Origin of the sequence: Nonomuraea sp. B10E15 (assembly GCF_039871615.1) — a bacterium.
Taxonomy (GTDB): domain Bacteria; phylum Actinomycetota; class Actinomycetes; order Streptosporangiales; family Streptosporangiaceae; genus Nonomuraea.
The window spans coordinates 247,348-269,566 of sequence record NZ_JBDPMB010000006.1; the positions used below are offsets into that span (position 1 = coordinate 247,348).

Here is a 22,219-nt window from a genome sequence, read left to right on the forward strand (position 1 = left end):
AAGCGTTTCACTGACCAGGGATATTTACCCGAAATCTGCATCTGGTAGTGCGCCGGACCATCCGGGTTGGCATGATTACCACAACAATCTCCTGACGCGCACCCTCACCCTCAGCGTCGGCCCACAGCAAGAGGATCGGCCCGTGTCCCAGCCGCTCACCGATCAGCGCCCCCGCGCCGAACTGATCGCAGAGCTCTACGACCGTCATGCCGCGGGGCTGTTCGCGTACTGCGCTGACCAGCTCGGCGACCTCGGCTCAGCGTCCGATGTCCTGGTTGCCGTGCTGACCGGGGTCCCGGTCGCCCAGCCGCCCCGCGCAGCTCTCTACGCGTTCGCCCGCCGCGAGATCCACCGGCGGGACATCGTCTACTCCCCGCCCGCCGTCGACCCGCTCATCGACCCGGCCACCGCGCTCGTCGAGCGCGTCCTGCGCGAGCTGCGCCCCCACCAGCGCGAGGTGCTGGTCCTGTCCGCGGTGTGCGGGCTGAGCAGGGCCGAGCTCGCGTGGGTGCTGGACCTCGCGCCCGACACCGCCGACGAGCTCACCGTGGCGGCCGCGAACCGGTTCAGGGAAGCGCTCGGCACGGCACTGGCCGCGACCGGGCTCCGCGTGCCCAAGCCGGTGGCGGACATCTACGGCGCGCTGCACGTGGCGCCGCTGCACGACGTGCTCGGCCGCCTGCCGTGGCCGCAGCCGCCCGGCGCGCTGCGCATCCACTTCGCAGGCTCCCGTTCCGCGGCTCCCGGGCCGCTGTTCGTGAAGCCGCGCTGGCCCAGCCCGCCGATGTGGCCGCAGCCACTGGCCGAAGCGGATCCCGCCACCAGCACGGTGATCTTCCCCGCCGAGCTGCTGACGCCGCCCTCGCCGGCGCAGGTGCCGGAGCACGACGCGACCACCGCCCCGATGCCCAAGTTCCGCGAGTCCACCGACGATCACCATCGGCTGCGCGACCCGCTGGGCTCCATCAGGCCGCTCAGGGATCCGCTCGGCGGCCCCTGGCCGTCCTCCTCGCCGGCGGGGGAACGACCGTTCTTCATGGCCGCTCCCGAGCCCGACGGTCCCGGGCCGTTCGCGACGGGCGACGTGATCCTGCCCAAGGACGCGCCCGACCCGTACATGACCGGGGACGTCCTCGTCCACAAGGGTCCGGTCCGTGCGGTCCCGCCGCCGCGGGGGGAGGACGAGGTGCGGGAGGCCGCGCCGCTGTTCCGGCCGCGTACCAGGACCGGAGGGAAGGCCGCCGCGGGACCGGCCGCCGCGCCCACGCCGCCCACCGGGCCCGCCAAGCCGTCCGAGCCGGTCTATCGGCTGCCTGACCTGCAGAAGGACCCTCTGGGCAAGGAAGCCCCCGCCGGGGAGCCGCCCGCTCGCGAGGCGTCCCGTCGCGAGGCTTCCGGTAGCGAGGCGTCCGTGCTGGCGCCGCGTCCTGTGCGGGCCAGGCCCGCGCCGAAACGGCGTCCGGCACCGGTCGGGCCGCAGAAGGCGCGGCGCCGCAGGGAACGCCACCACGACTGGGCCTGGGAGCTGGTCGGGTTCCTGATGTGCGTGGCGATCGCGATGATCGTCTTCTTCTCCATGCCGATCTTCAACGGCTGAGACCCGCCGGCCACCCGGGCCGGCGGGTCAGCCCGCGGACAGGACGAGACCGCTGGTGGGCACGCCCGTTCCCGCCGTGACGAGGACGTTCGTGACGCCGGTGAGCTGGTTGGCGGCGGTGCCCCTGATCTGGCGCACCGCCTCCGCGATGCCGTTCATGCCGTGGATGTACGCCTCGCCGAGCTGCCCGCCGTGCGGGTTGACCGGCAGGCGGCCGTCCAGCTCGATGCCCCCGTCCCTGAGGAACTCCGGCGCCTCGCCGCGGCCGCAGAAGCCGAGCTCCTCCAGCTGGGTGAGCACGAACGGGGTGAAGTGGTCGTACAGGATGGCGGTCCGGATGTCCTGGGGCGTCAGGCCGGACTGTTCCCAGAGCTGCCGGCCGACGACGGACATCTCGGGAAGGCCGGTCATGTCGTCCCGGTAGTAGCTCGTCATCATCATCTGGTCCGCGCCCGCGCCCTGGGCCGCCGCGGTGATGACCGCCGGGGAACGGCGCAGGTCGCGGGCGCGCTCCGCGCTGGTCACGACGAGCGCCACCGCGCCGTCGCTCTCCTGGCAGCAGTCGAGCAGGTGCAGCGGCTCGACGATCCACCTCGACGCCTGGTGCTCCTCCAGCGTGATGGGCCGCTGGTAGAACCAGGCGGCCGGGTTGGTGGCCGCGTGCCGGCGCATGGCCACCGCGACCCGGCCGAAGTCCTCGGAAGTCGCGCCGTGGACGTGCAGGTAGCGCTGCGCGAACATGGCCACCCAGGCCGCCGGGGTCATCAACCCGAACGGCACGTGCCAGCTCATCTCCAGCCCCTGCGAGGTGGGTTCGCCGCCCACCTGTGCGTTCGGCTGGCCGAAGCGGCGTCCCGAACGCTCGTTGAAGGCGCGGTAGCACACCACCGTACGGGCCATCCCCGTCGCCACGGCCATGGCGGCGTGCGCCACGGTCCCGCAGGCCGCGCCGCCTCCGTAGTCGACGCGGGAGAAGAACGTCAGCTCGCCGACGCCGGTCTCCCTGGCGACGGCGATCTCCTGGTTGGCGTCCTGGGTGAAGGTCACCAGTCCGTCCACGTCGCCGGGTGACAGTCCGGCGTCGTCCAGCGCCGACAGCACGGCCTCGGCGGCGAGCCGCAACTCCGACCGTCCCGACTTCTTGCTGAACTCGGTGGCGCCGATGCCCGCGATGGCGGCGCTCGTTCGTGACAACGCCTGCTCCTTCTGGTTCAACCGGCTGGGGGGAGGATCAGGGAGACGGTGGCGGTGGCGTGGAAGCCCAGGCTCACCTCGCCGCGCACCTCGACCGTGACGTGGCCGCCCTCGCGCGACACGACCGTCCCGGTGAAGCTCAGGCGGTCCCCCGCGTACGCGGGGACGCCGAGCTTGACGTCGATGCCCCTGATGACGGCCTCGGGACCCGCCCAGTCGGTGACGTACCGCTCGACCAGGCCCATGGTGGTCAGGATGTTGAGGAAGATGTCCTTCGAGCCCTGGGCGCGGGCCCGGTCCCGGTCGTGGTGCACCGGGGTGAAGTCCATGGTGGCCAGGGCGGTCGAGACGACCACGGTGGGCGTGAGGTCGATCGACGACTCCGGCAGCCCGGAACCGGCCTCGACCTCGTCCGCTGTCAGCGTTCGCATCACGGCTCCTCCGGGGCCCACATCGGAAGGACGAGCCGGTCGTCCATCGGCCGGTACGTCACGCGCAGCGCCATGCCGATCTCCACCTGCCCGGTCGGGCAGTCCACGACGTTGCCGACGATCCGTACGCCCTCCGGCAGCTCCACCACGCCCACCACGAACGGGGTCTCGCGGCCGGGCACCGGCGGATGGTGGTGGACGGCGTAGCTGTAGAGGGTCCCGAGGCCGCTCGCGACCGTGTAGGTGAGGCGGGAGGAGCGGCAGCGGGGACACAGGGCGCCCGGCGGGTGGCGTAACCGCCCGCAGTCGGCGCAGGTCTGGATGCGCAGCTCGCCGATCTTCGCGCCCTCCCAGAAGAAGGCCGTGTCCTGGTTGATCGCCGGCTGGAGCGGGTACGGGGACCGCTCCTCGCGGGCGCCCTCCCGCGGCCGGAACTTGAGCACGCGGAAGAGCATCTCCGCCACCGGCTCGTCGCCGTCGCCGTACCAGGTGACGTTCCAGGTGGCGAAGTAGCCCACGCCGAGCGCGGTCCGTTTGGGGCCCGCCAGGTCCGTGAACCTGGTGGCGGGCGTCAGCCGTTCTCCCAGGCGCGCGTAGCGGTGGTAGGTCTGCTCGCAGTTCGTCGCCACCACGCCCGTGTAGCCGGCGGCGTCGAGCGCGGCCAGCAGGTCGTCCACCGGCGAGCGGTCCTTGGCCCGCGGGGCCCGCATGGTCCACACCTGCGCCATCGCGGGCGGGGCCAGGCCCTTGTCCAGGTAGGCCGGGTTGGCGTCGCCCATGGCGGCCAGCCAGTGCCGGATCATGGGCTCGTTCACGGGGTCGGGGGCCGGGGCGCCGCGCACCTCGCCCAGCGCCGACTGCTTGCCCGCGAGCTCGTGCAGCTCGTCCTCGCTCATCGCGGGAGCGCGGGTCGCGGGTCGCGGGTCGCTCATCGCGGGGGCCTCGGCAGGCCCAGGCCGAGCATCGCGATCAGCTCCCGCTGCACCTCGTTCACCCCGCCGCCGAACGTCAGCACCACCGCGCCCTTGACCCCGTGGTCCACGCGTTCGAGCAGCTCGGCCGTCTCCGGGTCGGACGGGTCGCCGTACCTGGCCAGGGTGTCGCCGACGATCCTGCCCGCCTCCTGCATCCGCTCCGAGCCGTAGATCTTGGTGGCCGACGCGTCGGGAGCCCCCAGCCAGCCGAGGTCCATGTTCGCCGCGACCTGCCAGTTGAGCAGCTCGTTGGTGCGGAACGCCGCCCACACCCTGGCCAGCGCGCGCCGTACGTCCGGATGGTCGGCCAGGCCCGTACGGCGGGCCCAGGCGAGGAAACGGTCGTAGGTCTGGCCGAGGTTCCCAGCGGGGCCCAGGGTGACGCGTTCGTGGTTGAGCTGGTTGACGATCAGGTCCCAGCCGCGGTCCACCTCGCCGACCACCATGGTCACGGGGACGCGCACGTCGGAGTAGTAGGTGGCGTTGGTGTGGTGGCGGCCGTCCATGGTCACGATCGGCGTCCACGAGAAGCCGGGGTCGTCCGTGGCGGCGATCATCATGGTGATGCCCTTGTGCTTCCTGGCCTCGGGGTTCGTACGGGCGGCGAGCCAGATGTACTGCGCGTAGTGCGCGCCGCTGGTGAAGATCTTCTGCCCGTTGACGACGTAGTGGTCGCCGTCGAGCACCGCCGTGGTCCGCAGGGAGGCCAGGTCGGTGCCCGCCTCCGGCTCGCTGTAGCCGATGGCGAAGTGGCACTCACCGGCGAGGATGCGCGGCAGGAAGAAGTCCTTCTGCTCCCGCGTCCCGTACTGCATGAGCGTGGGCCCGACGGTCTGCACCGTGATGATCGGGTACGGCACGCCCGCCCGCGCGATCTCGTTGGCGAAGATCTGCTGCTCCAGAGGGCCGTAGCCGCCACCGCCGTACTCCTCGGGCCAGCCGAGGCCGAGCTTGCCGTCGCGGCCGAGGTTGCGGCAGTGCTCCATGTACGTCTCGCCGAACGGGTCCGCGGCGATCTTCCTGCGGTCCTCGGCGGTCAGGCAGCCCTGGAAGTACTCGCGCAACTCGTCCCGGAGCGCGCGCTGCGGAGGAGTGAGGTCGATCAGCATCAGACGAGCGCTCCGATCAGGTCGAGCTGGGCGTCGGCGCCGCCGAGCAGGTGGGACAGGTGCTTGGCCTGCGCGAAGTAGCGGTGCAGCGGGTAGGTCACGTCGAGTCCGAGCCCTCCGTGCAGGTGCTGGCAGGTGTGGAGCGCCTTGACGGCCTCGCCGGCGTGGTACGCGGCCAGCGCCAGGTCCTGGTCGGCCGGCAGCCCCTCCCCCAGCCGCCACGCCGCCGACCACACGGCCACGTCGAGCGCTCTTCCCGCGATGTAGACGTCGGCGATCTGCATGGTCACCGCCTGGAACTCGGCCAGCGCCCGGCCGAACTGCCGGCGCGTCCTGACGTACGACGTGGTCAGCTCCAGCGCCCCCGCGAGGACGCCGGCGGCCTGGGCGGCGACCGCTGCCGTGAACAGCCGCCTGGTCCCGTCCACCGCCTCCGGCCCGCCCACCCGCTCGGCCGGGGTCCGGTCGAGCACGAGGGTGGCCGCCGGCTCGCCGGTGGAGGCGAACTCGGGGATCATCTCCATCCCACGCGCCCCGGCCCCGGGCACCCCGCCGGACGCCCCTGCCCATGCGCCGCCGGACGCCCCTGCCCATGCGCCGCCGGACGCCCCTGGCCGTGCGCCGCCGGAGGGAGCCTCGACCAGGAACAGCCCTTCGTCGGCGGCGACCAGCACCGCCGCACCGGGATGGGGCACCGACACCTTCCGCCCCGTCAGCACCCACCCGTTATCGCCCGCACCGGGAGAAGCCATCATGTCCCTCACGTCGTCCGGCGCACCGGGCGAAACCGTCGCGCCGGTCCCGTCGTCCGGCGCGCGGCCGGCCCGGCGCGCGGCCGTCACGGGCGGATCGGACAGGGCGCGCCCGGGCTCGCGGAGCGCGACGGTGGCCCGGGTGACGCGACGCTGCTGGTCAGGGCTGCCATAGCGGGCGAGGGCCAGCGTGCTCACCAACGTGGCGAGCGCGGGGACAGGTGCTGCCCGCGCCCCCACCTCGCGCAGCACCACGGCCATCTCCACCGGGCCGAGCCCGGCCCCGCCCGCCGCCTCGGGGACGCACACCCCCATGAGCCCGGCCTGCCAGAGCCGGTCCTCGTCCCCTTCCCTGGCCAGGACCTCGGCCGCCAGTTTCTGCAGATCCTGCTGCGTCTCGTCCAGATTGAAATCCATCAGAGTCTCCCGAGGGGACCGTCGCCTTGAGGAGGCGGGGGGATAGGGAGCGGGAGGGCCGCCAAGGCCCGAGCGTGTCCTGACCTGTCAGGTCTGCGTGTCACGGATGTCCTTCCTGGTTCTGTCGGCGCCGGCCGATATCGTGGTGGTTTCGTTACCGAGCGTGATGGGGGGTGGGGTGTGCGCAGGTCGTTCCGATTCCTGCTGCGCCCCACGGCCCGGCAGGCGGCGGCGCTGGTGGCGTGCCTGGAGGACCACCGCCATGAGCCCCGGCCGGTCGTCGTCGGCCCGGGCGAGAAGCAGGGACGCGAGCGTGTCCGCGATCATTGCTCCTCCAGCAAGCGCTAGGTCAGACGAATCGCAAACTAGAACAGATTCTAATATCTGTCCAGTAGTCACCAATCCCAATAAGTCGGGATATACGCCTGTAACCCCATAGACATGGGGCTATACGGCAAGTTTGTAACCCGTGAGTAACAAGCCGCGCCATCGAGAAGTCAGATAACGTGTTCTCATGCGTACCACGCACGCGACGCCCCCTGCGCCCTCCGGCGACGCCGACGGGGCACACGACGGGGCCACCGACAGCCACCCCGCCCCTGGCGGGCACAGCGTCCGTAGTCGCAGCCAGCACCAGCGCCGCAAGCGCATCGTCCAGGCCGCGGCGGCGCTGGCCTCGCGCGGCGGGGTCGAGGCCATGCAGATGCGCACGGTGGCCGAGCGCGCGGGCGTGGCGCTCGGCACGCTCTACCGCTACTTCCCGTCCAAGATGGATCTCGTCGTGGCGGTGGTCGGCGAGGAGATCGACCTGCTGGAGAGCAGCATCGAGCGGCGCCCGCCCGGCGCCGCCACCCCGGCGAGCCGCGCGGTCGACGTGCTGATGCGGGCGACCCGCGGCCTCATGCGCGAGCCCGAGCTGGCCGACGCGCTCATCCGCTCCCTGATCATGGCCGAGGTGCAGACCCCGTTCGGCGACCGGATGACGGGGCTGCTGCTGCGCGTCGCGGCCGACGGCCTGCCGATCGAGGATGCCAGCGAGGAGCAGCTCGACCTCGCGGGGTCGCTGGCGAGCGTGTGGGTGCAGGAGCTGCTGGAGATGTTGCGCGGGCGGCGCACGTACGACCAGATCCAGCGCCGCATCGAGACCGCCGCCACCAGGCTGCTCGCCGGCATCTGAGATCCTTTACGGCTCCGCCGTGGCCGGCCACCCGCCGTCGCCGGCCGGCCGCCCTCCAGGAAACGCCCGCTGACCCTTCAGTGGCGCGCCACCGTTACGGAGCGCGCCCTGGGCCCGCCGAGCGGTCGTGGTTTCCCTGTCGATTCATGATTGTTCCACCCGATTCGGCGGGCCGATGGTAAAGAAATCGCCGTTATGTCAGTGGCGCCGTTTATACAGGGAGGTATGACCGACAAGCCGACGAACGAAGACTTCCTTCGGCAGGCTGATCCGATGCGGCGCGAGCTGCTGGCGCACTGCTACCGGATGATGGGCTCGGTGCACGACGCCGAGGACCTCGTCCAGGAGACGTACTTCCGCGCGTGGCGCGCCTACGACGGCTTCGAGGGTCGCTCCTCGCTGCGTACGTGGCTCTATCGCATCGCCACCACCACCTGCCTGACCGCGCTGGAGAGCCGCGGCAGGCGGCCGCTGCCCACGGGCCTCGGGGCGCCGAGCACGGAGGCCACCGCGCCTCTGGTGCAGGACCACGAGGTGCCGTGGCTGGAGCCCGTGCCCGACGCGCTGGCGGGCGCGGGCGCCGACGACCCGGCCGCGATCGTGACCTCGCGCGAGAGCATCAGGCTCGCGCTGATCGCCGCGCTGCAGCACCTGCCGCCCCGGCAGCGCGCGGTGGTGATCCTGCGCGACGTGCTGCGGTGGAAGGCGGCCGAGGTGGCCGAGGCGGTCGGCGTCTCCACCGCGGCCGTCAACAGCCTCCACCAGCGGGCCCGTGCCCAGCTCAAGGAGGTGTCGCCGACCATGGACGACCCGGTCGAGCCGCTGACGCCTGAGCAGCGTGACCAGCTCGACCGCTACGTCGCGGCGTTCGAGAGCTACGACATCGACAGCCTGGTCCACCTGTTCACCGCGGACGCGATCTGGGAGATGCCGCCGTTCGTGGGGTGGTACCAAGGGCCGCGGACGATCGTCGAGCTCGTCAAGGGGCGCTGCCCGGCGGAGAAGGCGGGCGACCTGCGGCTGGTGCCGATCGCGGCCAACGGCCAGCCGGCCTACGCGCTCTACCACCTCGAGGACGGCGTCCACCGGCAGTTCGCGCTGATGGTGGTGACGTTCTCCGGAGAGCACATCAGCCACGTCGGGATGTTCTTCGAGAAGCGCCTGTTCGACACGTTCGCCCTGCCGGAGACGTTGCCGGCCGAGGCTTCCGCGACAAAGTAGAACGCGTTACAGTCGCCTCCAGAGCATCGTTCTGGAGGTGACAGTGGGCACACCTGTGATCGTCGAGGCCGTCCGCACGCCCATCGGCAAGCGGGCGGGCTGGCTCGCCGAGCTCAAACCGCAACAGGTTCTGGCCACGGCGCTGAACGGGCTGGTGCGGCGCTCCGGCCTCGAGCCGGCCGCCGTCGACCAGGTGTTCGCCGGTTGCGTGACGCAGGCGGGCGAGCAGGGCGGGCACGTTGGCCGGCACGCGTGGCTCTACGCCGGGCTGCCCTACCAGACGGGCGTCACCACGGTCGACGCGCAGTGCGGGTCGTCGCAGCAGGCGGTGCACCTGGCGGCGGCCCTGATCAGCGCGGGCGTGATCGAGACCGGCATCGGGTGCGGGGTCGAGGTGATGAGCCGGGCGCCGCTGGGCAGCAACGTACGCCCCGCCAGCCCGCGCCCCGACGACTGGGCCATCGACCTGCCCGACCAGTTCACGGCGGCCGAGCGGATCGCGCGGCGGCGCGGCCTGACGCGCGAGCGCCTCGACTGGTTCGGGGCGCGCTCGCAGCGGCTGGCGGCCAAGGCGTGGGCCGACGGGCGGTTCGAGCGGGAGATCGTGCCCGTCGGCGAGGTGCGCAGGGACCAGGGGCTGCGCGAGACCACCGTGGAGAGCCTGGCCGGGCTCAGGCCGGTGGCGGAGGGCGCGCTGCACACGGCGGGCACGTCCTCCCAGATCTCCGACGGCGCGGCGGCCGTGCTGGTGATGAGCGAGGGCGCGGCGCGCCGGCACGGGCTGCGGCCCCGGGCGCGCATCCTTGCGCAGGCCCTCGTCGGCGCGGAGCCGTACTACCACCTGGACGGGCCCGTGGACGCGACGGCGAAGGCGCTCGCCGCGGCCGGCATGACGATCGGCGACATCGACAGGTTCGAGGTGAACGAGGCATTCGCGTCGGTGGTGTTGTCATGGGCCAGCGTGCACGAGCCCGACCTGGACCGGGTCAACCCGAACGGCGGCGCGATCGCGCTCGGCCACCCGGTGGGCGCCACGGGAGCGCGGCTGATCGCCACGGCCCTGCACGAGCTGGAGCGGTCGGACTCGGCGACCGCACTGGTGACGATGTGCGCGGGTGGGGCGCTGGCGACGGCGACGATCCTGGAGCGCATCGGCTGAATCTTCAGCACACTTGTCACGCAGGGAAACACGATCGGGGGCGTATGAAGACCAGACGCAGGCCGTACACCGAGCAACGTCCGCAGGACCTCGGCGGCGGGGTGTGGAGCGTGCCGGTGCCGATCCCCGGCAACCCGCTCGGCTACACGCTCGTCTACGCCGTCGAGTCACCCGCGGGGCCGGTGCTGGTCGACGCCGGATGGAACCACCCGGAGGCGTGGGAGGCGCTCAGCGGCGGCCTGGCCGCGCTCGGCATGGACGTGGCCGCTGTGCGCGGGGTGGTCGTCACCCATTTCCATCCCGACCACGCCGGGCTCGCCGGGCAGGTCAGGGAGGCGTCCGGCGCCTGGATCGCCATGCACGAGGACGACGCGGCGCTGGTCAGGCTCATGATCGAGTACGCGGGCGACGCGCACGACGCGTTCCAGTCCGACATGCTCAGGCGGGCGGGGGCCGATCCCGGCGAGGCGCGCGAGGCGATGGGCGGCCGTCCCGCGCCGCCGGCGCCGCCCGATCGCGAGCTGCGCGACGGCGACCTGGTGGACCTGCCGGGGCGCCGGCTGCGGGCCGTGCACACGCCCGGCCACACCCCCGGCCACATCTGCCTGCACCTGGAGGACGCCGATCGGCTCTTCACCGGCGACCACGTGCTTCCCGGCATCACCCCGCACGTCGGCATCTATCCCTATGACCGGGACGACATCGATCCGCTCGGTGATTTCCTGCAATCATTGGACCGGGTGGCCGGGTTCGGGCCGCTGGACGCGCTGCCAGCACATGAATGGACATTTCCGGATGTGGCCGCGCGGGCGGCCGAGATCCGCGACCATCACGAGGAGAAGCTCCAGCGGCTGCGCGTCCTCCTGGCCGAGCGGCCGGAGCCGCTGACCATCTGGGAGGTCGCCGCGATGATGACCTGGAACAGGCCATGGGAAGAGCTGTCCCCCATGCTGAGAGGCATGGCGGCCGGCGAGGCCGCGGCCCACCTGCGCGCCCTGGAGGTGCAGGGCCACGTACGCCGCCATGCCGGTGTCGAGCCGGTCCGCTTCCAGGCCCTAGACTCCTAGACATCCGATGTCTAGGGAGAGAAGCGTGGCGGTCACCGACGCGGCCATCGACAAGATCAAGCAGATGATCGTCTCCGGCGAGCTCGCTCCCGGAGACCGGCTGCCCAAGGAGGCCGACCTCGCCGAACGGCTCGGCCTGTCACGCAACTCGCTGCGCGAGGCCGTGCGCGCGCTGTCGCTGATCAACGTGCTCGACGTGCGCCAGGGCGACGGCACCTACGTCACCAGCTTGGAGCCGCGCCTGCTGCTCGACACCATGTCGTTCGTGCTCGACCTGCACCGCGACGACACGGTGCTGCAGTTCTTCGAGGTCCGCCGCATCCTCGAGCCGGCCGCCACGGCGATGGCGACCGAGCTGATGACCGACCAGGACATCGCCGAGCTGCGCGAGATCCTCGACGCGCTGCCCGCCGAGCCCACGGTCGAGGAGCTGGTGGCCAACGACCTGACGTTCCACCAGCGCATCGCCAGGGGGTCGGGCAACAGCGTGCTCTGCTCGTTCATCGAGAGCCTGTCAGGTCCGACCACCCGGGCGCGGGTCTGGCGCGGGCTCACGCAGGAGGGCGCGATGGAGAAGACCAGGGAGCAGCACACCGCGATCTACGAGGCCATCGCCGCCCGCCGGCCCGACGTCGCCCGCTCCTGGGCCACCGTGCACGTGGCCGGGGTGGAGTCGTGGCTGCGCCGGGCCCTGGAACTCGACTGATCACCAGGGATGGCTGCCGCCGAGCTCGCTGAGGAAGACGCCGGTCGGGGGAAGGTCCATGGTGACCTGGCGGGCGATGTGCGCGCCGCCCTCGTCCGCGCTCAGGACACCGCGGTGGCCGTTGAGGTCGGTGGCGCAGAAACCGGGCGAGACCGCGTTCACTTTGATCGGCGTGTCCCGCAGCTCCGCCGCGTACATCAGGGTGACGGCGTTCAGCGCGGCCTTGGAGGAGTTGTAGCCGAGCAGCGTCGCGTACTGACGCAGCTCGGGCGCCGGGTCGGTCAGGAACGCGACCGTGCCGAGGCCGCTCGACACGTTCGCGATGCGGCCGGCTGCCGACCTGCGCAGCAGCGGGAGCATGGCGTTGATCACGGCGACGACGCCGAGCACGTTGGTCTCATAGACCTCGCGCAGGTCCGCCACCGGCATCTCGCTCGGCCCGCGGTGCTGGTCGCGGCTGATCGCGGCGTTGTTGACGAGGATGTCGAGGCGGCCGAACTCCCGGTCGACGAAGGCGGCGGCCGCCTCCACGGTGGCGAGGTCGGTCACATCCAGACGGACGAAGCGGGCGTCCAGCCCTTCCGCCGCCAGCTCCGCGGCCGCCTTCGTGCCCCGCTCCCGGTCGCGGGCTCCGACGAGCACGACGTGGCCTGCCCTGCCGATCGTGCGGGCGGTGGCGTACCCGATGCCCTCGTTCGCGCCGGTGATGAGGACGATCTTCTGTTGCGTCATGGCCTCAGCCTCGCCAGGGCTGCGCCCGACCGGTAGAGACCCGCCGAACCTCGGATCGGCGGTCCCTGGTTACCGTCCGGCAGGTCAGGCATGCTGGCCACATGGACCGCATCAACAGGGCGGAGCTGGCGGGGTTCCTGCGCAGCCGCCGCGAGCTGGTGCGACCGGCCGACGTCGGCCTGGAGAGCGGCGGGCGCCGCCGCACCCCGGGGCTGCGGCGCGAGGAGGTCGCCGCGCTGGCCGGGATGTCCGTCGACTACTATGCCCGCCTGGAGCAGGCGCGCGGGCCGCGTCCCTCGCGGCAGATGCTCGGCGCGCTCGCCAGGGCGCTGCGGCTGACCGACGACGAGCGCTCCCACCTGTACTACCTGACCGGCGAGCCGCCCGGCCCGCCGCCCGGGCCGCCGCGCGACGTCAGGTCCGGCGTGCTGCATCTGCTCCACCGGCTGGACGACACCCCGGCGTTCGTGATCGACGCCAAGTACGACGTGCTGGCCTGGAACCCGCTCGCCGCCGCGCTGATCAGCGACTTCTCCGTGCTGCCGGCGACGGAGCGCAACATCATCTGGCGCTTCTTCACCGACCCGGAGGCCAGGACGCGCCACGATCCCGAGGGGTCCTGGCAGTTCGCCAGGGAGTCGGTAGCCGACCTGCGCGCCGCCACCGCCCGCTACCCCGACGACCCCGGCATCCTGCGGCTCGTCGAACGGCTGCTGGTGTCCAGCGCCGAGTTCGCCGAACTGTGGGCCGGGCATGACGTGACGGTGCGGCGGTCGGCGTGCAAGCGGCTCAAGCATCCGGCCGTGGGCTGGCTGGAGCTCGACTGCGAGGCCCTGCACGTGCCCGAGAGCGACCAGATGGTGGTGCTCTACACCGCCGCGCCCGGCACGCCGTCGTACGAGGCGCTGCGGCTGCTCAAGGTCATCGGCACGCAGGACCTCCAGCGCTCCCCCGGCCGCTGAAGCGCGGAGCATCGGTAAGTACAGGCGAATGTGCCCGCACTGCGAGAAGGGGGACGGCCACGGAGGAGACGCGGGCCGCCCGCATGCGGGAGAAGGGCGCTGGGCAAGCCCGTGGCCGCTCCGCACGGACAGGCGGCTTGCGCAATCCGGTTAGCGGTTCGCCACGTGCCTGGGCGTCGGCTTCGGCCCTGGCCGAACGCGGTCGGTCGACGTCGATGATGCAGGCGCACCAGAAGTTCGCCGTGGATTCCGCGCTCTGACCTGGGCGTGAAGCTGTCACGTCTTGTGATCACATGGCGGACCGGCTCCTCAGGAGAGCCGCGCCTTGAGGACGTTGAAGGACACCGGCGGCAGGACCGCCGTGAGCCGGTCACCGTCGATCTTCGCTCCGTCGACGGCCCTCGGCTCGACCCGGTGCGGGTCCCTCTCGGTGTTGCGCGCGCCCGTGTCGTCGTCGGCGACCGTGACGTGCGAGAGGTCCGACGCCTGCGGCAGGCCGCGCAGGTCGATCTCCACCGGCAGCGGCAGGTCTCCGCGGTTGACCGCGAAGACGGCGAGCCGGTCGTCGTCCAGCGTCGCCGCGGTGGCCAGCACGGGCACCTCGCCGTACCGCTCGGTCGGCATGACCGGCGCCGTGGCCTGCACGCGCAGGATGCGGCCGCGGGCATGGGCAGCGGTCAGCGCGAACGGGTGGAAGATCGTCTGCCGCCAGGCCGGCCCGCCCGGCTCGGTGCGGATGGGGGCGATCACGTTGGCGAGCTGGGCCTGGCAGGCGATGCCGACCCGGTCGGCGTGGTTGAGCAAGGTGATGAGCAGGCTGCCGACGACGGCCGCGCCGGCCACGTCGTACTCCTCCTCGATGATGCGCGGCGCGTGCTCCCAGTCCAGGCTGCTCTCGCCGCCGAACAGGCTCTGCGACCAGACGTTCCACTCGTCGAAGGAGACCTTCAGCCGCTTGCGGCTGCCGAGCTTGGCGGCCACGTGGTCGGCGGTGGCGATCACGCCCTCGATCTGCTGCTCCATCTCCACGGCCGAGGCCAGGAAGTCGGCCCTGCTGCCGCCCACCGGGTCGTAGTAGGAGTGCGCGGAGATGTAGTCGACCTGGTCGTAGCAGTGCTCCAGGACCGTGGCCTCCCACGAGCCGAACGTCGGGATCCGCATGTTCGAGCTGCCGCAGGCGACGAGTTCCAGGCCGGGGTCCACCCGGCGCATGGCCTTGGCCGCCTCGAACGCGAGCCTGCCGTACTCGTCGGCGGTCTTGCCCCCGATCTGCCAGGGCCCGTCCATCTCGTTGCCCAGGCACCAGACCCTGATGCCGTACGGCTCCCGCACGCCGTGCTCGATCCGCAGGTCGGACCACCGCGTGCCGCCGGGGAAGTTGGCGTACTCGACGAGGTCGCGCGCCTCCCGGATGCCCCTGGTGCCCAGATTGACCGCCATCACCGGCTCGGCGTCCACCTCGCGCATCCAGGTCATGAACTCGCCCAGCCCGAAGGCGTTCGTCTCGATCTGCCGCCAGGCCAGGTCGAGCCTGGTGGGCCGCTCGGAGGCGGGCCCGACACCGTCCTCCCATTCGTAGTTGGAGACGAAGTTGCCGCCCGGGTAGCGCACGGTGGTGACGCCCATCTCCCTGGTCAGGTCGATGACGTCGCGGCGCAGCCCGTCGTCGCCCGCCCGCTGGTGCCCGGGCTCGAACACGCCCGTGTACACGCAGCGCCCCATGTGCTCGACGAACGAGCCGAACAGTCGCCTTTCGACCGGGCCGACCTCGAACGCCGGGTCCAGGGTGAGCTTGGCGGATCTCATGGGCAGTCCTCCTTCGTCGGGGCTCTGCCCATCTATACATCGTTGTATTCAACGTTGTAAACTCAATTATAGACTTTCTGTTCATGGAGAAACCCCGCGTCGGTCTCAAGGACGTGGCCAGGCTGGCCGGAGTCTCGGTGAAGACCGTCTCGAACGTCGTCAACGGCTACGTGCACGTCACCTCCGCCACCAGGAGCCGGGTCGAGGCTGCCATCAAGGAGCTCAACTACCGTCCCAACCTGTCGGCCAGAAACCTGCGGCAGGGCCGCACCGGGATCATCGCGCTGGCCGTGCCCGAGCTGGACATCCCCTACTTCGCGGAGCTGGCCAGGTTCGTGGTGACCGCGGCGGAGGAGCACGGGCTGACCGTGCTGATCGACCAGACGGGCGCGTCCCGCGAGCGCGAGCAGCTCGTCGCCGAGGGGTTCCGCGCCCACCTGATCGACGGCCTGATCTTCAGCCCGCTCGCGCTGACGCCCGAGGACCTGGCCGCCCGCATGGACGACACGCCCATGGTCCTGCTGGGCGAGCGCGTCTACGAAGGGCCCGCCGACCACGTCGTGGTGGACAACGTTGCGGCGGCCAAGGAGGCCACCCTTCACCTGGCCGCGACCGGCAGGCGGCGCATCGCGGCGATCGGCGCCCAGGACGACGCCGCGGCGGAGACCTCGCGGCTGCGGCTGGCGGGCTATTTCGAGGCGCTCGCCGAGGCCGGCCTGCCCGCCGACGACCGCCTCGTCCAGCACGTCGAGACCTACCACCGCGCCGACGGCGCGCGCGCGATGGCCCGGCTGCTCGACTCGGGCCAGGCGCCGGACGCGGTCTTCTGCTTCAACGACCTGCTGGCCCTCGGCGCCCTGCGCACGCTGCTGGAGCGCGGCCACGCCGTACCCGGCGAGGTGGCGCTGGCGGGCTTCGACGACATCGAGGACGGCAGGTACGCCACCCCGACCATCACCACGATCTCCCCCGACAAACAGGCGATCGCCCGCCAGGCGGTCGATCTGCTGGCCGCCCGCATGACCAAGGGCTCGCCGGCCGAGGCTCGGGAGGTGCGGGTGGCGTACGAGCTGGTGATCAGGGAGAGCACGGGCGGGTAGAAACCTGCTGTGTCCGACAAACTCGCGAGATATCGGAGCAAGCGCGACGACAAACGCACCCCCGAGCCCATCCCCGCCGAACCTCCAGCCCTCGGAGACGACCGGGCGTTCGTCATCCAGGAGCACCACGCGCGCTCGCTCCACTGGGACCTGCGGCTGGAACACGACGGCGTGCTGGTCTCCTGGGCCGTGCCCAAAGGGCTGCCCGCCGACCCCGCCACCAACCACCTGGCCGTGCACACCGAGGACCACCCCATCGAATACCTCACCTTCCACGGCGAGATCCCCAAGGGCGAGTACGGCGGCGGCACCATGACCATCTGGGACACCGGCACGTACGACACGGAGAAGTGGTCGGAGCGCGAGGTCAAGGTCGTCCTGCACGGCACGCGGGCCTCCGGCCGGTTCGTGTTGTTCCGGACCCGGGGCAACAACTGGATGATCCACCGCATGGACCCCCCGGTCCGCGATCCGTTCCCCGACATCGAGCCCATGCTGCCCACCGAACGCGCCAGACCACCGCGCGACGCCTCCGCCTACGCCTACGAGTTCGCGTGGGGCGGGCGCCGGCTCCTGGTGCCCGTCGAGGGCGGCCGCACCACGGCATCCCGCGAGCACCCGTGGCTGCGCGAGCTGGCGGAGTCGTTCGGCAGCCGCACGGCACTGCTCGACGGCGAGCTCGCCACCCTCGGGGGCGCCGAGATCCTGGTCTTCTACGACCTCCTCTACGACGACGGGCATGCGCTGGTGGACCAGCCCTACACGGCCCGCAGAACCGCGCTGGAGGCGCTCGACCTCGCGGGCGCCCGCTGGCAGACCGCGCCATCCTGGCCGGGCGAGGCGGGGCCGGTGCGGCAGGCGGCCCGCGAACAGGGGTTGCCGGGGGTGGTGGCCAAGCGCCTGGACGCGCCGTACGAGCCGGGGCCGTCGAAGGCCTGGCTCTTCGTCCCCTCCTGACCACCCGTATACCGCCGCCGGCCTGGCCGCGGCGTCCACGTACGCGGCGACCGATCCACCACGAACCTGGCGACCAGCCCACCATCGAACCCGCGGCCGCACCACCACTGAGGGCCCGCTCACGTGCCATGGTGAACACTCCTCTCGGCCGGGTGGTGTCCCGTCATGCCGAAGCAGCCCTGGCCGAAGCCCTGGCGGACACCTGCGTGGTTCTGGTCAACGGTGCGCGCCAGCCCGGGAAGAGCACGCTGGTGAAACAGGTCGCCAAAGGATCAACGGCGGAGTGGCGGCACCCCAGCCGATCGGCTCGGCGGCGACCTGATCGCGGGGATCGTCCTGCAGACCGGCACGCAGGCGCTGTCCTTCGGTGACCGGATGCGCGCTATTTCGGTGAGCGCCCTGTGGGAGGCCGGGTGAGCGGCGTGGGTCAGGCCGGCAGCAGCCCTTCCGCCTTGAGCTCATCCCAGAGCATGTCGGGGACCGGCCGGGACCACAGGGCGGCGTTCGTGTGGACCTCCTCGGGAGCGCGGGCGCCCACGACGATCGACGCGACGGCCGGGTGGCGCAGGGGGAAGGCCATGGCCGCCTGGGGCAGCGTGACGCCGTGTCGCTCGCAGACGGCGGCGATGCTCCTGGCCCGCGCCACCAGCTCGGCCGGCGCCGGCCGGTAGTCGAAGGTCCCCGACGGCTCGTGCGTCGCCAGGATGCCGCTGTTGAACACCCCGGCCGCCAGCACTCTGACGCCGCGCTCGACGCACTCCTCCAGGAGCGGCAGGCCCGACTGGTCGAGCAGGGTGTAGCGGCCCGCCAGCATGACGACGTCGATGCCGGTCTCCCGGACGAAGCGCAGCGGCGCCTGCCACTGGTTCATCCCGACGCCGATCGCCTTCACCACGCCCTGGTCGCGCAGCTCGGCCAGCGCCGGGTACGCCTGCGCGATCGCCTGGTCGACGTGGTCGTCCGGGTCGTGGATGAGCACGATGTCGATCCCGGGCAGCCCGAGGCGGTCAAGAGACTCCTCCAGCGACCTGCGTACACCGTCGCCCGAGAAGTCCCACACCCGCTCGATCGAGGCCGGCACGTCGAAGCCCTCGCCGTCACGTGCGTCCTGCGACGACGCGGGCACCAGCAGGCGCCCGACCTTCGTGGACAGGACGTAGCCCGAACGCCCGGCCAGCGCCGCGCCCATGCGGCGCTCCGACAGGCCCAGCCCGTAGTGCGGCGCGGTGTCGAACAGGCGCACGCCCCGATCCCACGCGGCGCCCACCGTGGCGCGGGCCTGCTCGTCCGCGACCGACTCGAAGAGGTTGCCCAGGGGCGCCCCGCCAAGCCCGTGGCGCGGCAACTCCATCACTTTCAATCTTGTGCCTTCCCGCCCGCTATTCTGCTGATCATCAGCGCGATGAGGATGATCGCGCCGTAGATGACCGGCTGCCAGAAGCCCGACACGCCGATCAGCGTGAGGATGTTCTGCACCAGGCCGATCACCAGCACGCCCGTGAGCGCGCCCAGGATGGTGCCCTTGCCGCCGTCCATGCTGACGCCGCCGATGACGGCCGCCGCGAACACCATGAAGATCCACCCGACGCCCTGGTTGTTGCCGATCGCCCCGAGGCGTCCCGTCTCCAGGATCCCGGCCAACGCCGCCAGCGTGCCGCCCAGAATGAACACGCCCCAGAGCACCCGGTCGACGCGGATGCCGGCCGCGCGGGCGGCGTCGGCGTTGCCGCCGATCGCGTAGAGCGCCCGGCCGACGCGGAGATAGCCGAGGGCGAAGATGCCGGCGGCGAACAGCGCACCGGCGATCCAGATGGCCGCGGGCAGGCCCAGCCACAGCGCGCTGCCGAGATAGAGGATCGAGTCGGGCAGCTGGAACAGCGTCTTGCCCTCCGTCGGCCCCTGCAGGAAGCCGTGGACGACGATCAGCATGGCCAGCGTGACGATGAACGCCGACAGCTGGAACCTGATGATCAGGAAACCGTTGAACGCCCCGATGGCGGCGCCGACCAGCAGCGCCAGCGGGATGACCAGCATCCCTGGCAGGCCGATGCCGAATCCGCCCGCCGACACCGGGATGATGAGCATCACGGCGATCGCGGGCGCGGTGCCGACCGTCGACTCCAGCGACAGGTCGAACTTGCCGGCGATGAGGATCATCGCCTCGGCCAGCACGAGCAGCGAGATCGCCGCCTGCTGCTGGAGCACGTTCGTCAGGTTGCCCGCCGTCAGGAAGGTCGGGTCGAGGAACGCGCCCACGACGAGCAGCAGCACGATCACCGGCACGAGCGTCAGGTCGCGGAACCGGGCCAGCCGCACCCGGGGGGCCGGCACAGTCAAACTGGTCACTCTTCCATGCCTTCCATCACGGCCACGAGCTCGTGGTCGGTCCAGCCACGCGGCATGTCCCTGACGACCCTGCCGTGGAACATCACCAGCACCCTGTCGCAGATGCGCAGGTCGTCGAGCTCGTCGGAGACGACCACGGCGCCCGCGCCCCGCTCTACCGCGTCCTCGACGGCGCCCAGCAGCGCCTGCTTGGCCTTGACGTCGACACCCGCGGTCGGGTTGATCACCACCAGTACCGACGGGTCGTCCACGAGCGCCCGCGCGAACACCACCTTCTGGGCGTTGCCCCCGGACAGGTCGCCGACCGGCTGATCGGCTCCTTCCGTCTTGATGTGCAAACTTTCGATCATCTCCTCCGCCTTGGCCCTGCGGCGCGCCGGCGACACCAGGCCGTAGCGCCCCAGCTTGCGGGCGATCGGGAACGTGGCGTTCTCCCCCACGGACAGCCGCGGGACGAACCCCTCGCGGTGGCGGTCCTGTGGCACCCAGCCGAGCCCGGCCCGCAGCGCGGCGGGCACGTCGCCCGGCCGGATCCGCCTGCCGTTGACCGTGACGGTGCCGGAATCGGCTGTGTGCAGCCCGACCAGCGTCTCGGCGAGGCCGACCTTGCCGCTGCTCGCGGAGCCTGCCAGGCCGACGACCTCACCGGATCTGACCGAGAGGTCGACGTCCTGGTAGCGGCCGGCGAGCGACAGGCCCGCGCCCGACAGCACGACGGTGTCGCCGGGCGTGCGCGAGCGGGACGCGTACGCGACCGTGGCCTCCCCCGTCATCGCGGCGACCAGCTCGTCGTGCGGGAGGTCGGCGACCGGGCTGGTCACGATGTGGCGGGCGTCGCGGAACACCGTGACGCTCTGGCAGATCTCGTAGACCTCGTCGAGGTGGTGGGAGATGTACATCATCGTGACGCCCTGCTCGCGGAGGGAGCGCATGCGGGCGAACAACCGCTCGATGGCCGGCCCGTCCAGCCTCGCGGTCGGCTCGTCGAGGATGATGAACCTGGCCCCGAACGACAGCGCGCGGGCGATCTCGACGAGCTGGCGCTGCTCCACGGTGAGGTCCGCGGCCAGCGCCTGCGCGTCGACGTCCACCTCGTACGTGTCCAGCAGCTCGCGCGCCCTGTCCCGCAGCGCCCGCCACCTGATCACGCTGCCCCTGCCCGACTGGCGGTTGAGGAAGAGGTTCTCGGCCACCGACAGCGCGGGGATGATCGTCGAGTGCTGGTAGACGCAGGCGACGCGCCGCCGCCAGGCGTCGCGGTCGGCGAGGGGCGGGGCCGGCTCTCCCGAGAACCGCACGTCGCCCTGGTCGGGCCGCAGGAGCCCGGTGAGGATCGACACCAGGGTGGACTTGCCGGCGCCGTTCCTGCCGACGAGCGCGCGGGTCTCGCCCTCGGCGATCTCGATGCCCGCGCCGTCGAGCGCGGTGGTGGGGCCGAACCGCTTGACGATGTTCCGGGCTGCGACATGAAGGTTCATCAGCCGGCCTGGTTGCCCCAGAGACCCTTGTCGTCCACGTTCTCCTTCGTCACGAGCGGCGCGGGAAGCTGGTCCTCCAGGCCGTTCGGGAGCTGGATGATCGTGCTGCCGTGGTCGGTCGGACCGGGTTTGAACGTCTTGCCGTCCACCGCCGCCTTGGCGTAGAAGAGCGCGTACTTCGCGTACAGGTCGGCCGGCTGCGAGACGGTGGCGTCGATGTCCCCCTTGCGGATCGACTCGTACTCCTGCGGGATGCCGTCATTGGAGACGACGAAGATGTGCTTGGGGTCGCTCGGCGGCACGAGCAGCCCCTTCTGCTTGAGCACCTGCAACGTCGGGGCCAGGTGCACGCCTCCGGCGTGCATGTAGATCCCCTTGATGTCGGGGTTCTGCTCCAGGCGGGTCTGCAACATGGACGCCGCCTTGCTGCCCTCCCATTCGGTCGGCTCGCTGAAGACCGTGATGCCGGGGAACTCGGCCTTCATGCACTGCAGGAACGCCTCCGACCTGTCACGGCCGTTGATCGAGCTGAGCGCGCCCTGGAGTTGCACGACCTTGCCCTTGCCGCCGAGCTTCTCGCCGAGGAACTCGCACGCCTTGGTGCCGTACGCGCGGTTGTCGGCCCGTACGACCATGTAGACCTTGCCCTTGTCCGGCCGGGTGTCGACGGTCACGACGGGGATCTTCTTGTTCTCCAGCTGCTGCAGCGTGTTGGCGACCGCGCCGGTGTCCTGCGGGGCCATGACGATCACCTTGGCCCCCTGGCCGATCAGCGCCTGCACGTTGTTGACCAGCTTCGCCACGTCGTTCTGCGAGTTGGTGGCGGGCATGAGGTCGACCTTGAGCTCGCCCGCCATCTGCGGAACGTACTTGATGTAGGAGTTCCAGAAGTCGGAGTCGGCGCGCGGGTGATCGATGCCGATCTTGGTGCCGCCGTTCCCTCCTCCCGCCGCGGTCCCTGAGCCACACGCGGTGACGATCGTCAACAGGGCCGCCGCCGCGACCGCCGATCCGAGCTTCATGGGGGGTGTCAC

21 protein-coding genes are annotated in these 22,219 nt (G+C 71.4%); 9 read left to right on the top strand and 12 right to left on the bottom strand.

The window, feature by feature from the left end:
* The first annotated feature begins 142 nt into the window (after window positions 1–142).
* Entirely contained in the window at window positions 143–1,597 is a 1,455-nt protein-coding gene (locus ABGB14_RS20855) for a hypothetical protein (protein WP_347645464.1), read from the top strand.
* Between the two features lie 27 nt (window positions 1,598–1,624).
* Here ABGB14_RS20855 and ABGB14_RS20860 read toward each other — a convergent pair whose 3' ends face one another.
* The 6 genes from ABGB14_RS20860 to ABGB14_RS20885 all read right to left on the bottom strand — a co-directional run bounded on the left by ABGB14_RS20860 (window position 1,625) and on the right by ABGB14_RS20885 (window position 6,801).
* On the bottom strand, window positions 1,625–2,791 hold the full coding sequence (locus ABGB14_RS20860) for a lipid-transfer protein (protein WP_347645465.1): 1,167 nt from the start codon (window positions 2,789–2,791) through the stop codon (window positions 1,625–1,627).
* A 17-nt stretch (window positions 2,792–2,808) separates the two neighbouring features.
* Window positions 2,809–3,222, bottom strand: a complete 414-nt coding sequence (locus ABGB14_RS20865; RefSeq protein ID WP_347645466.1) for a MaoC/PaaZ C-terminal domain-containing protein — start codon at window positions 3,220–3,222, stop codon at window positions 2,809–2,811.
* Entirely contained in the window at window positions 3,222–4,154 is a 933-nt protein-coding gene (locus ABGB14_RS20870; RefSeq protein WP_347645467.1) for a bifunctional MaoC family dehydratase N-terminal/OB-fold nucleic acid binding domain-containing protein, read from the bottom strand. Before ABGB14_RS20870 ends, ABGB14_RS20865 begins: the two co-directional genes overlap by 1 nt.
* Window positions 4,151–5,305, bottom strand: coding sequence for an acyl-CoA dehydrogenase family protein (locus ABGB14_RS20875; protein ID WP_347645468.1), 1,155 nt, complete (start codon window positions 5,303–5,305; stop codon window positions 4,151–4,153). Before ABGB14_RS20875 ends, ABGB14_RS20870 begins: the two co-directional genes overlap by 4 nt.
* On the bottom strand, window positions 5,305–6,474 hold the full coding sequence (locus ABGB14_RS20880; protein WP_347645469.1) for an acyl-CoA dehydrogenase family protein: 1,170 nt from the start codon (window positions 6,472–6,474) through the stop codon (window positions 5,305–5,307). The genes ABGB14_RS20875 and ABGB14_RS20880 overlap by 1 nt, the downstream gene beginning before the upstream one ends.
* Window positions 6,475–6,561: 87 nt before the next feature.
* Window positions 6,562–6,801 (bottom strand): hypothetical protein, encoded by a 240-nt coding sequence (locus tag ABGB14_RS20885; RefSeq protein ID WP_347645470.1) that lies wholly within the window; start codon window positions 6,799–6,801, stop codon window positions 6,562–6,564.
* A gap of 187 nt (window positions 6,802–6,988) precedes the next feature.
* Between ABGB14_RS20885 and ABGB14_RS20890 the strand changes: the two genes are divergently transcribed.
* The 5 genes from ABGB14_RS20890 (at window position 6,989) to ABGB14_RS20910 (ending at window position 11,804) form a co-directional block, all read left to right on the top strand.
* Window positions 6,989–7,651, top strand: a complete 663-nt coding sequence (locus ABGB14_RS20890) for a TetR family transcriptional regulator (RefSeq protein WP_347645471.1) — start codon at window positions 6,989–6,991, stop codon at window positions 7,649–7,651.
* Between the two features lie 225 nt (window positions 7,652–7,876).
* Window positions 7,877–8,872 carry a sigma-70 family RNA polymerase sigma factor gene (locus tag ABGB14_RS20895; protein WP_347645472.1) on the top strand — a complete coding sequence of 332 codons (996 nt, stop codon included), beginning with the start codon at window positions 7,877–7,879 and terminating at the stop codon, window positions 8,870–8,872.
* A 43-nt stretch (window positions 8,873–8,915) separates the two neighbouring features.
* Window positions 8,916–10,031, top strand: coding sequence for a steroid 3-ketoacyl-CoA thiolase (locus ABGB14_RS20900; protein ID WP_347645547.1), 1,116 nt, complete (start codon window positions 8,916–8,918; stop codon window positions 10,029–10,031).
* A 44-nt stretch (window positions 10,032–10,075) separates the two neighbouring features.
* Entirely contained in the window at window positions 10,076–11,098 is a 1,023-nt protein-coding gene (locus tag ABGB14_RS20905; protein ID WP_347645473.1) for an MBL fold metallo-hydrolase, read from the top strand.
* Between the two features lie 25 nt (window positions 11,099–11,123).
* Window positions 11,124–11,804, top strand: coding sequence for a FadR/GntR family transcriptional regulator (locus ABGB14_RS20910; RefSeq protein WP_347645474.1), 681 nt, complete (start codon window positions 11,124–11,126; stop codon window positions 11,802–11,804).
* Here the strand turns inward: ABGB14_RS20910 and ABGB14_RS20915 are convergent, their stop codons facing one another.
* A complete protein-coding gene (locus ABGB14_RS20915; RefSeq protein ID WP_347645475.1) occupies window positions 11,805–12,536 on the bottom strand; it encodes an SDR family NAD(P)-dependent oxidoreductase in 732 nt (243 codons plus the stop codon).
* A 101-nt stretch (window positions 12,537–12,637) separates the two neighbouring features.
* Here ABGB14_RS20915 and ABGB14_RS20920 point away from each other — a divergent pair, with 101 nt between their 5' ends.
* Window positions 12,638–13,498, top strand: a complete 861-nt coding sequence (locus ABGB14_RS20920) for a helix-turn-helix transcriptional regulator (RefSeq protein ID WP_347645476.1) — start codon at window positions 12,638–12,640, stop codon at window positions 13,496–13,498.
* A gap of 309 nt (window positions 13,499–13,807) precedes the next feature.
* Here the strand turns inward: ABGB14_RS20920 and ABGB14_RS20925 are convergent, their stop codons facing one another.
* Window positions 13,808–15,304, bottom strand: a complete 1,497-nt coding sequence (locus ABGB14_RS20925) for an alpha-N-arabinofuranosidase (RefSeq protein ID WP_347645477.1) — start codon at window positions 15,302–15,304, stop codon at window positions 13,808–13,810.
* Window positions 15,305–15,387: 83 nt separating this feature from the next.
* Between ABGB14_RS20925 and ABGB14_RS20930 the strand changes: the two genes are divergently transcribed.
* Together ABGB14_RS20930 and ABGB14_RS20935 are read left to right on the top strand one after the other, a co-directional pair.
* Window positions 15,388–16,404: a LacI family DNA-binding transcriptional regulator gene (locus tag ABGB14_RS20930; RefSeq protein WP_347645478.1), complete on the top strand. Its 1,017-nt coding sequence runs from the start codon at window positions 15,388–15,390 to the stop codon at window positions 16,402–16,404.
* Between the two features lie 9 nt (window positions 16,405–16,413).
* Window positions 16,414–17,361, top strand: a complete 948-nt coding sequence (locus ABGB14_RS20935; protein ID WP_347645479.1) for a DNA polymerase ligase N-terminal domain-containing protein — start codon at window positions 16,414–16,416, stop codon at window positions 17,359–17,361.
* Window positions 17,362–17,788: 427 nt separating this feature from the next.
* On the opposite strand, the gene ABGB14_RS20940 is transcribed toward ABGB14_RS20935, so the two are convergent.
* Genes ABGB14_RS20940 through ABGB14_RS20955 form a run of 4 tightly spaced genes read right to left on the bottom strand, consistent with a single transcriptional unit; the run spans window position 17,789 to window position 22,207 of the window.
* Window positions 17,789–18,712, bottom strand: a complete 924-nt coding sequence (locus tag ABGB14_RS20940; RefSeq protein WP_347645480.1) for an aldo/keto reductase — start codon at window positions 18,710–18,712, stop codon at window positions 17,789–17,791.
* Window positions 18,713–18,717: 5 nt separating this feature from the next.
* The gene (locus ABGB14_RS20945; RefSeq protein WP_347645548.1) at window positions 18,718–19,692 is read right to left on the bottom strand and encodes an ABC transporter permease; all 975 of its coding nucleotides are present in this window, start codon (window positions 19,690–19,692) and stop codon (window positions 18,718–18,720) included.
* Window positions 19,693–19,703: 11 nt separating this feature from the next.
* Window positions 19,704–21,185 carry a sugar ABC transporter ATP-binding protein gene (locus ABGB14_RS20950; protein ID WP_347645481.1) on the bottom strand — a complete coding sequence of 494 codons (1,482 nt, stop codon included), beginning with the start codon at window positions 21,183–21,185 and terminating at the stop codon, window positions 19,704–19,706.
* Complete coding sequence (locus ABGB14_RS20955) at window positions 21,185–22,207, bottom strand: sugar ABC transporter substrate-binding protein (protein WP_347645482.1); 1,023 nt, start codon at window positions 22,205–22,207, stop codon at window positions 21,185–21,187. The genes ABGB14_RS20950 and ABGB14_RS20955 overlap by 1 nt, the downstream gene beginning before the upstream one ends.
* Window positions 22,208–22,219: the final 12 nt, after the last annotated feature.

Bases quoted from the DNA above. Each gene is read 5' to 3' on its own strand.
- ABGB14_RS20865 (WP_347645466.1), bottom strand. From the start codon at position 3,222: ATGCGAACGCTGACAGCGGACGAGGTCGAGGCCGGTTCCGGGCTGCCG.
- ABGB14_RS20870 (WP_347645467.1), bottom strand. From the start codon at position 4,154: ATGAGCGACCCGCGACCCGCGACCCGCGCTCCCGCGATGAGCGAGGAC.
- ABGB14_RS20875 (WP_347645468.1), bottom strand. From the start codon at position 5,305: ATGCTGATCGACCTCACTCCTCCGCAGCGCGCGCTCCGGGACGAGTTG.
- ABGB14_RS20880 (WP_347645469.1), bottom strand. From the start codon at position 6,474: ATGGATTTCAATCTGGACGAGACGCAGCAGGATCTGCAGAAACTGGCG.
- ABGB14_RS20885 (WP_347645470.1), bottom strand. From the start codon at position 6,801: ATGATCGCGGACACGCTCGCGTCCCTGCTTCTCGCCCGGGCCGACGAC.
- ABGB14_RS20890 (WP_347645471.1), top strand. From the start codon at position 6,989: ATGCGTACCACGCACGCGACGCCCCCTGCGCCCTCCGGCGACGCCGAC.
- ABGB14_RS20895 (WP_347645472.1), top strand. From the start codon at position 7,877: ATGACCGACAAGCCGACGAACGAAGACTTCCTTCGGCAGGCTGATCCG.
- ABGB14_RS20905 (WP_347645473.1), top strand. From the start codon at position 10,076: ATGAAGACCAGACGCAGGCCGTACACCGAGCAACGTCCGCAGGACCTC.
- ABGB14_RS20915 (WP_347645475.1), bottom strand. From the start codon at position 12,536: ATGACGCAACAGAAGATCGTCCTCATCACCGGCGCGAACGAGGGCATC.
- ABGB14_RS20920 (WP_347645476.1), top strand. From the start codon at position 12,638: ATGGACCGCATCAACAGGGCGGAGCTGGCGGGGTTCCTGCGCAGCCGC.
- ABGB14_RS20925 (WP_347645477.1), bottom strand. From the start codon at position 15,304: ATGAGATCCGCCAAGCTCACCCTGGACCCGGCGTTCGAGGTCGGCCCG.
- ABGB14_RS20930 (WP_347645478.1), top strand. From the start codon at position 15,388: ATGGAGAAACCCCGCGTCGGTCTCAAGGACGTGGCCAGGCTGGCCGGA.
- ABGB14_RS20940 (WP_347645480.1), bottom strand. From the start codon at position 18,712: ATGGAGTTGCCGCGCCACGGGCTTGGCGGGGCGCCCCTGGGCAACCTC.
- ABGB14_RS20950 (WP_347645481.1), bottom strand. From the start codon at position 21,185: ATGAACCTTCATGTCGCAGCCCGGAACATCGTCAAGCGGTTCGGCCCC.
- ABGB14_RS20955 (WP_347645482.1), bottom strand. From the start codon at position 22,207: ATGAAGCTCGGATCGGCGGTCGCGGCGGCGGCCCTGTTGACGATCGTC.